Source organism: Rheinheimera sp. D18 (genome assembly GCF_004345025.1).
Taxonomy (GTDB): Bacteria; Pseudomonadota; Gammaproteobacteria; order Enterobacterales; family Alteromonadaceae; genus Alishewanella; species Alishewanella metallidurans.
On sequence record NZ_CP037745.1, the window covers coordinates 2,432,727 to 2,448,611 of the forward strand.

The following is a 15,885-nucleotide window of genomic DNA, read 5'->3' on the forward strand; positions in this document are numbered from 1 at the left end:
CCCTATTTTTCTAATCTAGAAAGTTGTACCAATATTAAAACTAAAGTTTTCTTGTAAATCGCCTTCTTGCTTTTTAAGTATCTTTGCCAAGCTGAAAGTTAATGGGCCCATTGGCGAAATCCACTGTAAAGATACACCAGCGGTGGCGCGAAACAAGCTCGGATCTGAATAATCGATCAATAAAGGCTGAGCCTGACGACTTTGCTGAGCATACTGGATTTGCTTTAAGTCAGCATAACGCGCCATGTCAAACTCAGTATCCCAGACGTTACCAGCATCAACAAATAAACTGGTGCGCACCGAGTTACGATAATCATCACTTAAAAATGGTGTTGGCGTTATAAGTTCTAAGGTTAGAACCGCAGTGGCGTTACCGCCAATAGAACGTTGCGACACCTGATAGCTATCATTATTCGGTGAGTTAGGATAACCATTAGACATGTTATCACCCGGTAAGCCTGGTACCGTGTCGGCATAACGAAATACAGCATGTGGCCCAATAATTCGGCTTTCAAAACCACGAATATTTTGGCCACCACCATAAAAGTTTTCTGTAAAGGGTAAGGTATAGTCATAGCCATTTTTACTGCCGTAACCATTACCATAACCCAGCTCAATTTTAGATAGAAATGACCAGCTGTGATCATTGCTTAGCGGTATATAGTTACGCCCTTCAAATGAAGTTTTAAAGAAAGCTAAATCTGAATTAGGCGTAGTAACTTTTATGTTTGCGCCCAAATAGTTACCGGCCGTAGGAAATAAACCACGGTTTAACGTGCTACGTACCCAACCCGCTGATAACTCATAGTTGGTAAAATGAAACGCTGCATCTGGATTTAATTCATCTTTTAATACCGCGCGAAAATGCCTTAGCTGATCATAATCATCACGTAAGTTAATTTTATTAACTACGTAGTTCGCGCCAAAATTTAAGCGATTATATTCGTTTATCGGATAACCTATGTTGGCACCAAAACCATAGCGGCGTTGGTTATAAGCCTCAAGGTTTGATGATGCACTGCTATAGTCGGTATCAGAGTAAAATACCTGTCCACCTAAACTTACGCCGTCCAACGTAAAATAAGGATCGGTGTAGGTTGCACTAATCGACTTTTGATATTTATTCGTGTTTAAGCTAATACCAGCGCTGTTACCTGTGCCAAAAAAGTTTTCTTGTTGCACACCTATTTGGAATGACAAACCCATATAGTTGCCATAAGAAATACCGGCATTAAAACTACCCGATGGTTGTTCTTTAATTTTAAAGCCAATGTCGACTAAATCGTCTTCGCCGGCTACCGGAATCGTTTCAAACTCTACGTTTTCAATATAAGGCAGACGTTGAATACGTTGTTTTGATAGTTCTAGGGCATCGTTCGATAACCATGCCCCTTCCATCTGACGTAGTTCACGGCGCAGCACTTCATCTCTGGTAGAGCTATTACCTTGCATATTAATGCGACGCACGTAAACCCGCTTACCAGGGTCGACACTGATAGTTAGCTCAACCTCTTTGGTATCATCGTTAATTTGCGGAATAGTACGCACTTTAGAATTCGCGTAACCAAAACGAGCCAGTAACTTAGCAATACTTTCCTCGGTGTAAGTAACTAGAGCGCCGTTATACAGTTGGCCCTCTTTAAGCGGCAATACTTGAGTAATAAACTCGTCTTGGCCGATGAGATCACCAACAAACTTTACGCTTTTTATATTATACTTTTCGCCTTCTTTAACGTTTAACGTTACGTATACCGAAGTTTTATCTGGGCTAACTGATACCTGCTCAGAATCGATATTAAAACGCAGATAACCACGATCTAGGTAGTAGCTATTTATCTTTTCTATATCGCCTTTCAGCGTTTGCTTTTGGTAGCGATCAGAAGACATAAAGCGCCACCATGGCAAGTCTTGCTTCGATTCAATATTTTTTAATAATTCTTCGTCAGAAAATAACTTGTTACCAACAATATTAATCTGCCGTACTGATGCAGCATCGCCTTCTTCGAACTTAATTTTTAGATTAACGCGATTGCGCGGCAAATAAGTAACGTCTATTTTAACGTCAGCCTGATATTTACCCACACCATGATAAAACTCAGTTAAGCCATTTTCGATGCTTTTTAAAATAGTTTTATCTAAGGGTTCGCCAACCTCCACATGATTACCAGACAGGCTTTCTAGTAGCTGTTCTTCTTTGATGTCTTTATTGCCATCAAATTCTATTGCATTGATGGTTGGCCGTTCGCGTAGCCGATAAATAATCGTGTTACCGTCGCGAAACACCTTAATATCATCGAAATGCCCCGCAGCATACAAAGTACGAATACTGCGTGACAAATTAAACTCATTAATGGTGTCGCCAACGTTAAAAGGTAAGTTATTTAACGCCGCGCCAAGCGCTACGCGTTGCAGGCCTTCTACCTGAATATCTTGAACCGTAAAAGATTCTTCAGCAAGCACCGAGTTACTAGCAGAGGCAAGTAACATCGCGGCTACTAATCGTTTAATTGTCATTATTGAACTACTTATGATTAGTTATTTACAAACGAGAAATATCGTTGAACAGCGCAATTCCCATTAGCATTAGCAGAATTAGCGCTCCAAACCGGAAACCTATCTCCTGCGTCTTTTCAGAGACAGGTTTACCACGTATTAGTTCCAGCAGCATATACATTAAATGACCACCATCAAGTACTGGCAGCGGTAGTAAATTAATAACGCCCAAGTTAACACTTATCAATGCTAAAAACGATAAAAAAGCTACCAAACCTATACTGGCGGTAGTGCCAGCACCCTGTGCAATCGAAATTGGTCCGCTTAAATGCTTTACTGACACGTCGCCCGTTATAAGTTTACCGATCATAGAGAAACTTAATCGGGTGAGCTGCCACGTATGAGCAACACCTGCGCCAATAGCATCAAAGGCACCATACTGTTGGGTATAAAGTACCCCAGCCGGCCAGTCAGTTACTTGGGGGGTAACGCCCAGCACACCTTGCGAAAAACCGTCTTTAGCAATCACCAAGGTAGGCGTTACCGTTACGTTTAGCTGCTGTTCTGCACGCTGAATTAGTAATGTCAGTGGCTGTTCTGCAGAATTAGTAATAATGCCTTGTAACTGCTGCCAGTCATTAATAGCGTCATCATTAATACTTAAAATTTTATCATTAATTTGTAAGCCCGCTTTGTCTGCGGCAGAATCTTTTTGTATTGCGGCAATATTGGTCAGTACTTTAGGTTTAGCTAAACCTAAACCTAAACTATCAAATACGCTCTGTTTTTCCGGGTTAAACTTCCAGTTTGTAGTATCTAACACAACAGTGCGTAACTGTTGTGTCGTTAAATCTTTAAGTTCTAATTCAATGCTATCTCGGCCAATTTGTTCTACTAATAACAAGTTCACACTATTAACGTCGCTAGCTTGATGTTGGTTAACCGCGATAATTTGCTGCTGTGCGGGTATACCGGCCTGCCATGCTATTGACTGCGGTGTAATATCTGCAACAACTGGGCGCATCGTTTGCACACCAAGCATATACATTAACCACAACACTAAAATGGCAAAGATAAAGTTTGCTGCAGGGCCAGCAGCAATAATGGCCATACGCTGCCATACCGTTTTGTGGTTAAAGGCCAGGTCTTTGAATTGTGGTAAAACAGGATCTACCCGTTCATCCAGCATGCGGACATAGCCACCAAGTGGAATTGCGGCAATAACAAATTCAGTGCCTTGCTTATCACGCCAGCGCAGTAATGCTTTACCAAAACCAATAGAAAACCGTTTAACTAATACGCCGTTTTTGCGCGCTACCCAAAAATGGCCAAACTCGTGCACGGTAATTAAAATGCCCAAGGCGACAATAAACGACAATAAATTCCAAATCGCACCCGACATTAAACACACTTCCTAAGTTGCAACTGCGCGTATTGCCGCGCGTCTTGATCGAGCGCTAATATATCATCGAGTGCCGCAACCTGAAAGCCAGCAAAATGTTCAAGGCTATTGCCGTTAATGCGCGCAATATCGGTAAAGCGTATTTGTTTCGCCAAAAACGCCGCTACCGCAACTTCATTAGCCGCATTTAGCGCTGTGGTTGCACCTTGCCCAGCGGCGCAGGCCGCCATCGCTAAATATAAATTCGGATAACGTTCCGGCTCAGGTTCAGTAAAGGTAAAATCGCGCATTTGCTTAAAGTTAAGCGGTGCAACAGGGCTAGCGATACGCTTAGGGAATGCTAAGGCATGCGCAATAGGTGTACGCATATCGGGTTGGCCTAACTGAGCCAGTACCGAGCCATCACTATATTGCACCATTGAATGAATAATACTTTGCGGATGAATTACCACTTCAATATCATCAGCTTGGCAATTAAATAACCAGCGCGCTTCGATAAACTCTAAACCTTTGTTCATCATGGTGGCGCTATCGACCGAAATTTTATGCCCCATGCTCCAATTCGGATGGGCCACGGCTTGTTCAGGTGTAATTTGGGAAAACTCAGTTAATGCCTTACACAAAAACGGGCCGCCACTGCCGGTGAGCAGTAGTTTATTAATACCAAAATCTTGCAGAGTTTGCGCGTGAGTGTTTAGCTGTAAATTAGCCGGTAAACACTGGAAAATAGCATTATGCTCGCTATCTATCGGCAATAAGGTGGCACCATGTTGTTTTACTTTGCTGATAAACAACTCACCGCTCATCACTAGCGCTTCTTTATTGGCCAGTAACACCGTTTTACCTTGCTCGACTGCCGCCAATGTTGGCAGCAAGCCCGCTGAACCAACAATAGCCGCCATCACCATATCTGCATCAGGATGCGCTGCAAGCTGACATAGCGCATCAATGCCCGATAACACTTCTGTATGACTACCGGCGTGTTTTAATTCTGCTGCCAATGCTTTAGCGGCGTTGTTATCCAGCATCGCCGCATAGCGCGGCTTAAACGTCAAACACTGCTGTAGCAATTTTTTAGTTTGCGTCGCCGCGGTTAACGCCAGCACCTTATAGTCTTGGGGATGTGCCGCTAATACCGATAAGGTACTTACGCCGATAGAACCGGTTGAGCCGAGGATAACCACCTGACGCATTAGTAAAAGCCACCAAAAATAGCGACAAGAATCGCAAACAACGGTGCCGTCGCGGTTAAACTGTCAATGCGATCTAAAATACCGCCATGCCCAGGCAAAAATTTTCCGCTGTCTTTTTTGCCAGCAACGCGTTTAAACATACTTTCGGTTAGATCACCAAACACAGACAATACGGTTAGCAGAAATGCCGACACATACCAAACACCCGTTTGGGCTGGCCAATCTTGTAGATACGCCAACACGGTAACCGCTATTGCCACTAGCGCTAAGCCACCCAGCATACCCTCAACGGTTTTGCCTGGGCTTACCTGAGGTAACAATTTATGTTTACCGAACGGTTTACCAACAATATACCCGCCAATATCAGCCGCCCAAACCAAGGCCAGCAGACAGACAATTAACCACGCGCCAGTAAAGCTAGACGCCGCGTAATCAGTAGAACGAATAAATAACACCCCAGCCCACGCCGGAACTAATGTTAACCAGCCCATCAGGGCTTTGCCCCAATCACTATTGGCCCATAAGCTTTTACTTTTGGGGTACGTTAGCACCAACGCAATGGCTAGCAACCACCAGCCCACTCCGGCCAGTAGCACGGTGCTTAGTAAAATATTATTTTCTATTGGCCACTGGGTTTGTGCGGGTAGCTGCCAATACAGCAGCGCCATAACCACTGCGGTTAAGCTAACGTAAGCTGTACGCATTGCTGTGTTAGCAAGGTTACATAAACCACTCCATTCCCATGCGCCTAATAAAAATGCGGCTGAGATAAACAGTGCAAAACCTAGTAGCGGTAAATAAAATACGGCTAACAATGCTAAAGGCGCCATAATTAACGCTGTAATAACCCGTTGTTTAAACAATCTTGTTATCCTTTACCTTGAGTCGCTAGTTGCCGGATTTGTTCTCCGGTACAGCCAAAGCGTCGCTCTCGGTTTACAAAGGCGGCTATCGCTTCTGAAAACACTTGCTGATCAAAATCTGGCCATAAGATTTCAGTAAACCAGAACTCGGCGTAAGCGGCCTGCCACAATAAAAAGTTGCTGATACGGTAATCACCACCAGTGCGAATTAATAAATCCAGCTCTGGCTGATCATGCATCTGCACGTGTTGAGCAAATAGCTGCTCGTCAATTTGCTCTGCAACTAACGTCCCCTGCTGCACCTTTATCGCTAACGTGCGTGCAGCATTAACTATATCCCATCGTCCGCCGTAATTTGCGGCAATATTTAATGTTAACGCGGTATTATTCGCGGTTAGTTGCTCGGCTTTATCAATACTAGCGCGCAATTTATCGCTAAACGCGGATAAGTCGCCCACTACTTTTAGCCTGACATTGTGTTTATGTAATTTTTTTACTTCACTTTGCAGCACCATTAAAAATAGCTGCATCAGCGTTGACACTTCGTCTTCTGGCCTGCGCCAATTCTCACTGCTAAAGGCAAATAAAGTAAGTGACTGAATTCCCAGCTCACGACAAAAGCTTACGCTGCGCCGCACGGCTTCCACGCCTTTTTTATGTCCCCAGACTCGCGGCTTGCCCTGCCGTTCGGCCCAACGGCCGTTACCATCCATAATAATTGCCACATGCTTAGGCAAACTTTGCGGTTTGAGCTGCGTCAATGCAGTCATAACGTGCGACCTGTCCTTATCTTGAGTTCATCAGTCTATTGCTGATCAACCTTATTACCATGTAAAACTTACGAACAAATAAAAAAGCGTCGCAAAGCTTTAGCGTCACGACGCTGATACGTTAACAGAAGTGCGAATTACACTTCCATTAATTCTTTTTCTTTATCCGCTAATACATCATCAATTTTCTTGATAAAGCTATCGGTTATTTTCTGAATTTCATCAGCGGCGCGACGTTCGTCATCTTCGCTAATTTCTTTATCTTTTTGCAGCGTTTTTAAATCAGCATTAGCATCGCGACGAATATTACGCACCGCAACTCGGCCGTTTTCTGCTTCGCCACGTACCAACTTAACCAACGATTTACGACGCTCTTCCGTCAATGCAGGTAATGGCACGCGAATAGTAGTGCCAGCCGACATTGGGTTTAAACCTAAGTCAGAGGCCATAATTGCCTTTTCTACCGCCGTGGTAAGGCTTTTATCAAATACGGTAATAGCCAGTGTACGTGGGTCATCAATAGATACGTTAGCTACCTGACGCAGCGGCGTATCAGCGCCATAGTAAGACACCATAATACCATCTAATAAACTTGGGTGAGCACGGCCGGTTCTTACTTTGGTTAATTGAATTTTAAGCGCATCTACGCTTTTTTCCATACGAACGTTACTGTCTTTAATAATGTCGTTAATCACGATCTCTATCCTTTTTATTCATTGCATCAGTTACACAATGCAGTACTAAGCGCAGTAGTTTACTGTAAATTTTCTGCGTGGTCGATTACTGTGCCCTCTGGCTCGCCCATAATCACACGTTTTAACGCGCCGGCGGTGTTCATATTAAATACTCGAATTTGTAAATTGTGATCACGTGCTAGCGTAAATGCCGCTAAATCCATCACTTTAAGCTCTTTGTCTAATACTTCAGTGTACGTTAGCTGTTTGTACAAGGTTGCACTAGGGTCTTTTACTGGATCGGCAGAGAAAACACCATCTACCTTGGTGGCTTTTAATACCGCGTCGGCACCAATTTCAATACCGCGTAAGCATGCTGCCGAGTCAGTAGTAAAAAACGGATTACCGGTACCCGCAGAGAAAATAACCACGCGGCCTGATTTTAGTAAGCTAATGGCTTCAGCCCAGCTGTAGTTATCACATACGCCATTTAATGGAATAGCACTCATCATTCGTGCATTAACATAAGCGCGGTGCAGCGCATCACGCATAGCTAAACCATTCATTACCGTAGCCAGCATGCCCATATGGTCGCCTACTACACGGTTCATACCAGCTTTTGCTAAGCCTTCGCCGCGAAAGATATTGCCACCACCGATAACAATACCCACCTGCACGCCAAGCTCAACTAATTCTTTAATTTCTTGTGCCATGCGGTCTAACACTTTGGGGTCAATACCAAAGCCTTCGTCGCCCATCAGTGCTTCACCACTGAGTTTTAATAAAATTCTGCGGTAGGTCGGTTTTGGATTAATACTCATGAGATCCCCATAGTGCCAATGAAGTTAAGGTAATTGCGGGTAAAAAAAACCGCGGCTTAAGTCGTGTAAACTTAGAGTCGCGGTTATTCTAGCGTTTTTTGCAGTCAGGCAGAAGTGTAAATTACTTCTTAGCCGCCGCGATTTGCGCTGCGACTTCAGCGGCGAAGTCTTCTTCTTTCTTCTCGATGCCTTCACCTACTTCTAAGCGAATGAAAGAAACAGCTTTAGCACTGTGTTGTTTCAGGAAATCGCCAACAGAGATAGAAGGATCTTTTACAAATGGCTGACCTGTTAAGCTTACTTCACCAGTAAACTTGCTCATACGGCCGGCAACCATTTTCTCAGCAATTTCTTTGGCTTTACCTGAGTTAATTGCGATATCAATTTGAATTTCGCGCTCACGTTCAACCACATCAGCAGGTACGTCTTCTGGCGTTAAGAAGCCAGGAGTATTTGCAGCAACATGCATAGCTACATCTTTCGCTACGTCTTCATTACCGCCTTCCAACACAGCTAATACACCGATACGGCCAGAATGCACGTATTGACCGATAACTGCACCTTCAACTACCGCTGCGCGGCGTACGTTGATGTTTTCACCAATTTTAGCAACCAGTGTAGCGCGAGTATCTTCAACCGAAGTACCGTTTAAGTCTGCAGCTAAAATAGCTTCTGCAGTGAACAGCTTGTTAGCGTGGGCTAGATCAGCAACCGCATTAGCAAAATCTAAAAAGTTGCTATCGCGCGCAACAAAGTCAGTTTCGCAGTTAAATTCAATCGCTAAACCAATACCATTAGCTACGCGAGTGATAATAGTACCTTCAGCGGCAATACGACCTGCTTTCTTGGCAGCTTTGGCCAAACCACTTTTACGCATAGCGTCAATTGCGGCTTCAACATCACCTGCAGTTTCTTCTAATGCTTTTTTACAATCCATCATGCCAGCGCCAGTGCGCTCGCGAAGTTCTTTAACTAAAGCGGCAGTTACAGCCATGAGAGCTTCCTCGTATTAATTCTGGTTAGACAAACAGGGGCCAAGCCGGCCCCTGTCGCAATTTGGCACTGTGTTAACGCAAGCTTAGCCTGCGCTAAAAACAGAGAAATTACTCTGCTTCAACGAAGGCTTCGGCTTCTGCCTGTACTTCGATGTTTTTGTCACGACCTTCCAGGATAGCTTGACCTACAGCAGCTAGGTATAACTGAATAGCGCGGATCGCGTCATCGTTACCTGGTACTACAAAGTCAACGCCTTTTGGATCAGAGTTAGTATCAACGATAGATACAACCGGAATACCCAGGTTGTTAGCTTCTTTGATCGCAATGTGTTCATGGTCAGCATCGATCACGAACAATACGTCTGGCAAGCCACCCATATCTTTAATACCGCCTAAGCTCTTTTCCAGCTTGTCCATTTCACGAGTACGGTCTAAAGCTTCTTTTTTAGTCAGCTTGTCGAAAGTACCGTCTTGGCTTTGCGCTTCCAGATCTTTTAAACGCTTAATTGACTGACGCACTGTTTTCCAGTTAGTCAGCATACCGCCTAACCAGCGGTGATTTACATAGAACTGGTCTACCTTGGTTGCCGCTTCTTTGATAGCTTCAGATGCAGCACGTTTAGTACCAACGAATAAGATCTTGCCTTTCTTCGCTGCTACTTGCTGAATGAATGCCAGTGCATCGTTCATCATAGGAACAGTTTGTTCCAAGTTGATGATATGTACTTTGTTACGCGCACCGAAAATGAATGGCTTCATTTTTGGGTTCCAGTAACGAGTTTGGTGACCGAAGTGCACGCCCGCTTGGAGCATGTCGCGCATAGAAACTTTTGCCATGATTTATTTTCCTGTATAAGGGGTTAAGCCTCCATGTATCCCATATGCCGACCTTGGGCTGACTGTTGTTCAGTGCAACGCAAAGCACCCCGGAATATGTGCCGATACATGTGTGTTTTGTTTAAATTACGCCAATTGCAGCAGGTTAATGTAAAATGTAGAACTAAAGGTTCTACAATAAACACGAAACCAATTTGCTAATTTGCGGCGCGCTTTATACCATATACACCACGCAAACACAATAAGATGTGTATTTTCGCAGCAGTGCCAAGGCTACTAATATCCCGCCGCACCCTAGAGAGAGAAGGTATGACAGCAACTATTAAAACTACCGCCGAAATCGAAAAAATGCGCGTAGCTGGGCGCTTAGCCGCCGACGTATTAGAAATGATTGGGCCTTTTGTTAAAGCCGGTGTTACTACCGACGAGCTTAATACTATTTGTCACGACTATATCGTTAACGAGCAACAAGCCATTCCGGCGCCACTTAATTATCATGGCTTTCCAAAATCCATTTGCACCTCAGTTAACCAAGTGATATGTCACGGTATTCCGGCCGATAAAAAGCTAAAAGATGGCGACATTATTAATATCGATATCACCGTAATTAAAGACGGTTACCACGGTGACACCTCAAAAATGTTCGTCATTGGTAAGCCAAGCATTATGGCGGAGCGGCTAATTAGAGTAACGCAAGAATGCCTATATTTAGCGCTACATAAAGTTAAAAACGGCGTACGTTTGGGTGATATTGGCCATATTATTCAGCAACACGCTGAGCACCATAGCTATTCTGTAGTACGTGAATATTGTGGTCACGGTATCGGTGCCGTATTCCATGAAGACCCGCAGGTATTGCACTACGGCAAACCTGGCACCGGTGATGTGCTAAAAACGGGCATGTGTTTAACCATTGAACCGATGATTAACGCAGGCGCGCGGCAAAGTAAATTGTTAGCCGATGGCTGGACGGTCGTAACCAAAGATCGCAGTTTATCTGCTCAGTTTGAACACACTATTTTAGTAACAGACACCGGCTGCGAAATTTTAACCCTACGCAGTGATGATACTATTGAGCGCATCTTAACCGCCCAATAGCAACATAGGAGTTGGGTGTATGAGCCAGGCGGTAACCTATAGCAAAGCACTGCCAGACAGTTATAGCTTGGACAGCTACAAAAAGGTCTTTGCCGACTTTCATGATTGGTTAAGCAAAAGCTTTGCGTTATATCCAGTTAATGCCTTAGTAAAAGCTCGCGCGCACTTTATCGATCAGGTGTTACTGCAGCTATGGTATAAGTTTGACCTGCACAAGGTTAAAGACCTAAACCTGATAGCGGTTGGCGGTTATGGCCGTGGCGAGCTGCATCCCTGCTCCGATATTGATTTACTAATCCTGACGAATGAACCTTTAACCAGTACTCAACAAGACGCTATAGCACAATTTATTGCCACACTGTGGGATTTACGCTTAGAGGTGGGCCATAGCGTACGCAGCTTAGATGAAACCATAACGCTGGGTAAAGACGACATTACCATTGCGACTAACTTACTTGAAATGCGCTTACTTAGTGGCAATAAGCTGCTATATGAGCAACTACAGCTCGATATTAACCAAGATAGTTTTTGGACTAGCCAAGCGTTCTTTCAAGCTAAACGTAATGAACAGCAGCAGCGTCATGCGCAATATCATGGCACCAGTTACAATTTAGAACCCAATTTAAAAGCTAACCCCGGTGGGCTGCGTGACATTCAAACCATAGGCTGGGTAGCAAAACGGCACTTTCAAACCCGCACCATGCGCGAATTAGTGGCTTATCACTATCTCACCGAAGATGAATACCAAGAGCTGATGGAGTGTGAAGCCTATTTATGGCAAATGCGCTTTGCCTTACATTTAGAAGCCGGCCGTAATGAAAACCGCATTTTATTTGATTATCAACCGGCAATTGCTCAGCGCTTAGGCTTTGGTGCAGATGGTAAAGCCTCAGTCGAACGCATGATGAAGCGATTTTTTCGCACCGTGCAACGGGTGTCTGAATTAAACGAAATGCTACTACAGCATTTTGACGGTAGTATTTTAAATCATAAAGAAAAAGTAAAAACGCTGATCCTAGATGATTATTTTGAGCTACAAGGCCATTTAATTGCCGCGCGCGACAATGCCGTATTTGCTCGGCGCGATAACTTATTACGCCTATTTTGGCATATTGCTAATAACTCAAATATTACCGGTGTACATTCAGCCACTATGCGGCTGATTCGCCAAGTGCGACGCCGGCTAATGGGCGATTTACAAGATTACGAAGCCTGCCGCCAACTATTTTTAGCTATTGTGCGCCACCCGCGCGGCATGGATAGAGCCATTACGCTTATGCATCGTTATGGCGTGCTAGCGGCTTATTTACCGCAGTGGCGCAATATTGTTGGCCAAATGCAGTTTGATTTATTTCACGCTTACACCGTAGACGAGCATACGCATCGTTTATTAAAAAACTTGTATAAATACACGCTAACCGAATACGAAAACGAATTTCCGCTATGCAGCGATATCGTAAAAAAAATGGAGAAACCCGAATTATTGTACTTAGCCGGCATTTTTCATGACATTGCTAAGGGCCGCGGCGGAGATCACTCCGAGCTCGGCGGCATGGACGCACGCGAGTTTGCCAAACTACATAAACTCAGTGAGTTTGATAGTAAGCTTATTGTCTGGTTAGTAGAACATCATTTACTAATGTCGGTTACCGCACAGCGACGCGACATTTACGACCCCGCCGTAGTAACCGAGTTTGCCGAAAAAGTACGTGACGAAACACGGTTAAACTACCTGTATTGTTTAACCTTGGCCGACATTCGTGCAACTAACGACAACTTATGGAATGATTGGAAAGGATCGCTATTACGTGAGCTATTTTTAGCCACGCAAAAAGCCTTTCGCCGTGGTTTAGAAAAGCCAATGGATTTGCGCGATCTTATTCGCGAAAACCAAGCAGAAGCCATGTCGTTACTACTTAAGCATACCTTTAGTGAAACTGAAATTAACCAATTATGGGGCCGCATTAAAGCCGACTATTTTGCCCGCTATAGCGCCAAACAAATTAGCTGGCATTGCGAGCATATATTGCGGCACAAAAACCCTAATGAGCCGCTGGTGCTTATTAGTAAAACACCGATCCGCGGTGGCACTCAGGTATTTATTTATACTAAAGATCAGCCAAAACTGTTTGCCCGTTTAGTCGCAGCGCTTGATAGTAAAAAAGTAAACATTTTTGACGCACAAATTATGACTAACAAAGACGGCTACGCCATGGATACCTTTGTCATTTTAGAACAAAACGGCCATGCGGTAACCTCGCCTTCTCGTCAGCAAAGTATTAAGCGCGCTCTAGAATTGTATATTGCCGGCAAACCTGATTTGTCACGGCAAAAAACAAGGCTATCAAGGCAAATGCGCCAGTTTAACGTACCACCTAAAGTGGTATTTTTGCCAGGTAACACCAGTAAACGCACTATGATAGAGCTAGCCGCACTTGATACGCCGGGCTTATTAGCTAATATTGGCGAAGTGTTTCAGCGCTGTGACGTGAATATTCATGCCGCTAAAATTACCACTATAGGTGAGCGCGCAGAAGATTTTTTTATGATTTCCAACAGTGACGACCAAGCGCTATCTCTTGAACAGCAAACTATATTAAAACAAGCGCTTATAGACCAACTTTCGCAACAAGCAGAAAATTAGTAATAAGAAAAAGGTCAGCAAAGCCTAATGCTAACCAGTCACCCTAACCGATATTTCATTAGCGCTTAAGCATACACTTGGTTTAAGCGCGAAATTTTGCCGCATCAATAATTGCCCACAAATGCACAATAACAGCAATAATGCCGGGGATAATTAAAAAGAACGTGCCATACCCCGCTGCGCAAATCACAAAAAACAAAATAGCTGCCAAAATACGCCCTTGCACCAGCTGACCTAAGCCTGGAACAAAAAAACTACATAGTGCTGCAAGAACGTTACCGCCTGAACCCTGACCTGACATATATTCACTCCAGTTACTAAAAATAACTAACCGATATTAGCTGGTAATACATAATAGAACAATCTGTTGTATATTAGGTCGTTATCTCTTTGGCCAACTGTAGTAATTTCGGGTAATAGTCTTTATCAAGCTGCGCTAGCTGATCTTGCTCCACTAACACATCATGTAATATTTGTTCAGTAGTTAATGGGTTAGCAAGTACTACGCGAAACACTATAGTTTCTTGACGGTTATATTGTACCGGCATTAAGCGCGTACGCGAGACAAACGATTTACCCTCTTCACGCTGACGTTTTTGAATAAACTTGGTTAGCCCATTTAGCAGCTCGTTAAAGCGTTGTAGCTGTTCTGGGCTGGCTTGTCTCATCGCTTTTTGCACTATTGCAGGGACATAACGATAGGTTAATAAACACAGCTCTGGCTCGGTAATTAACTCAAAATCAATATTATGCGAAATAAGCGTAGCAAAATAACGGGCTTTTTCTAAACTGCGGTTAATCAGTATTTCATAACCATCACGGCCAATCACCTGTAAGCAAGCATGCACTAACATTGCCATGCCAGGCCGTGAGCCTTCTAAAGTTTGGCTACCTAAGTCTTTTGACCCTTTACGCAAAATATATTCAGCGTGGTGCTCTATGGCATGCGCGGCTGACGGATGTTTAAACACCACCATACCAGCCCCCATAGGCACATACATTTGTTTATGTGCATCTATAGTTACTGAATCGGCACGCTCTATGCCATCAAGTATATGTCGATATTTATTTGATAATAACGTCGCTCCACCCCATGCGGCATCGACGTGAAAATGACATTGATATTGCTGTGCGATATCCGCTAATTGGTGCAAGGGATCAACATTACCGGTTTCGGTGGTCCCCGCTACACCAACGATAGCTAACACGCGAATATTAGCCGCCGTTAGCTCAGCCATTTTCTCTGCTAGTGCCAAAGCATCTATTTTATTGTTGGCATCGGTTTTTACAGCAATTAATGAATCACGCCCTATACCTAGCACATCGGCCGCTTTTCCCAGTGAATAGTGGCCACGTTCGGATACCACTATGGCTAAACCATCATAGCCATAGTGTTTCATCGCTTTAAATAAGCCTTCGCGAGCAATGCCTTTAAACTCACCGTCGGCTCTAAGTAAACGGTTACGGGCTATCCATAATGCGGTGATATTGGCCACCGTACCACCAGAACAAAACGCCCCCAACGAATGATTAGCACTGTGCATCCATTTTTTATAAAAGCCGTCGTTTTCGCCATAAACTAAATGATGCACCATACCAAGCACTTGGCGCTCCATCGGCGTAAACGCTTTGGATGTTTCAATTTTTACCAGATTTTGGTTTAAGCCAACCATCATCTTGGACAATGACAGCACAAAATAAGGCAAAGCTGAGGTCATATGGCCGATAAAGCTCGGTGCGGCGGTATGGACAGAATGTGCCACTAATTTTTGCATCAGGCTTTCAGCGTAATCTGAAACAAAATTCGGCATTTGCGGAATTTCATGAGTTTGAAAATCACGCTCGATTTGCCACAGCGGCTTTTCTACCGCAACAATACTTTTACGCAAAAAACCGGCCAAATTTTGCGACAAATTCTGCTCAATAATACTCAAGGTTGAGTCTGGCGCTTCAGGAACAGTAAAGATACGCCACAGCGCTTCTTCTGAGGCCGTAGCCTGTCTTTTGCTCGATTCTTTCATGCTGTTGCTACTCTGCATACGGGTTTAGCTATCACTAAAACGGCCGGAAAAAGGCGCTTACTTTACTGTAAGCG

At 44.0% G+C, this 15,885-nt stretch carries 13 protein-coding genes; 2 read left to right on the forward strand and 11 right to left on the reverse strand.

The genetic code is table 11. The annotated features are described in order from the left end of the window. Nucleotides 1–15: 15 nt before the first annotated feature. From bamA to rpsB, 9 genes are all read right to left on the reverse strand, one after another. The gene (gene bamA, locus E0Z06_RS11480) at nt 16–2,514 is read right to left on the reverse strand and encodes an outer membrane protein assembly factor BamA (protein WP_132584796.1); all 2,499 of its coding nucleotides are present in this window, start codon (nt 2,512–2,514) and stop codon (nt 16–18) included. A 25-nt stretch (nt 2,515–2,539) separates the two neighbouring features. Further along, a complete protein-coding gene (gene rseP / locus E0Z06_RS11485) occupies nt 2,540–3,895 on the reverse strand; it encodes a sigma E protease regulator RseP (RefSeq protein ID WP_132584798.1) in 1,356 nt (451 codons plus the stop codon). Then, a complete protein-coding gene (gene ispC, locus E0Z06_RS11490; RefSeq protein WP_132584800.1) occupies nt 3,895–5,088 on the reverse strand; it encodes a 1-deoxy-D-xylulose-5-phosphate reductoisomerase in 1,194 nt (397 codons plus the stop codon). Before ispC ends, rseP begins: the two co-directional genes overlap by 1 nt. Next, complete coding sequence (locus tag E0Z06_RS11495; protein ID WP_132584802.1) at nt 5,088–5,951, reverse strand: phosphatidate cytidylyltransferase; 864 nt, start codon at nt 5,949–5,951, stop codon at nt 5,088–5,090. The genes ispC and E0Z06_RS11495 overlap by 1 nt, the downstream gene beginning before the upstream one ends. A gap of 5 nt (nt 5,952–5,956) precedes the next feature. After that, nucleotides 5,957–6,721, reverse strand: coding sequence for a polyprenyl diphosphate synthase (uppS, locus tag E0Z06_RS11500; RefSeq protein WP_132584804.1), 765 nt, complete (start codon nt 6,719–6,721; stop codon nt 5,957–5,959). Between the two features lie 137 nt (nt 6,722–6,858). Then, nucleotides 6,859–7,416, reverse strand: a complete 558-nt coding sequence (gene frr, locus E0Z06_RS11505) for a ribosome recycling factor (RefSeq protein ID WP_132584806.1) — start codon at nt 7,414–7,416, stop codon at nt 6,859–6,861. 59 nt (nt 7,417–7,475) lie between these two features. After that, nucleotides 7,476–8,216: a UMP kinase gene (gene pyrH, locus E0Z06_RS11510; protein ID WP_132584808.1), complete on the reverse strand. Its 741-nt coding sequence runs from the start codon at nt 8,214–8,216 to the stop codon at nt 7,476–7,478. A gap of 121 nt (nt 8,217–8,337) precedes the next feature. Then, on the reverse strand, nt 8,338–9,210 hold the full coding sequence (tsf, locus tag E0Z06_RS11515) for a translation elongation factor Ts (protein WP_132584810.1): 873 nt from the start codon (nt 9,208–9,210) through the stop codon (nt 8,338–8,340). Between the two features lie 109 nt (nt 9,211–9,319). After that, entirely contained in the window at nt 9,320–10,048 is a 729-nt protein-coding gene (gene rpsB, locus E0Z06_RS11520) for a 30S ribosomal protein S2 (protein WP_132584812.1), read from the reverse strand. 309 nt (nt 10,049–10,357) lie between these two features. Between rpsB and map the strand changes: the two genes are divergently transcribed. Together map and glnD are read left to right on the forward strand one after the other, a co-directional pair. Continuing rightward, on the forward strand, nt 10,358–11,146 hold the full coding sequence (map, locus tag E0Z06_RS11525) for a type I methionyl aminopeptidase (RefSeq protein WP_132584814.1): 789 nt from the start codon (nt 10,358–10,360) through the stop codon (nt 11,144–11,146). Between the two features lie 19 nt (nt 11,147–11,165). Further along, nucleotides 11,166–13,790 (forward strand): bifunctional uridylyltransferase/uridylyl-removing protein GlnD, encoded by a 2,625-nt coding sequence (gene glnD / locus E0Z06_RS11530; RefSeq protein ID WP_132584816.1) that lies wholly within the window; start codon nt 11,166–11,168, stop codon nt 13,788–13,790. A gap of 82 nt (nt 13,791–13,872) precedes the next feature. On the opposite strand, the gene E0Z06_RS11535 is transcribed toward glnD, so the two are convergent. Both E0Z06_RS11535 and panP read right to left on the reverse strand, forming a co-directional pair. Then, nucleotides 13,873–14,091, reverse strand: coding sequence for a hypothetical protein (locus tag E0Z06_RS11535; protein ID WP_132584818.1), 219 nt, complete (start codon nt 14,089–14,091; stop codon nt 13,873–13,875). Between the two features lie 73 nt (nt 14,092–14,164). Beyond that, nucleotides 14,165–15,811: a pyridoxal-dependent aspartate 1-decarboxylase PanP gene (panP, locus tag E0Z06_RS11540; RefSeq protein WP_132584820.1), complete on the reverse strand. Its 1,647-nt coding sequence runs from the start codon at nt 15,809–15,811 to the stop codon at nt 14,165–14,167. Nucleotides 15,812–15,885: the final 74 nt, after the last annotated feature.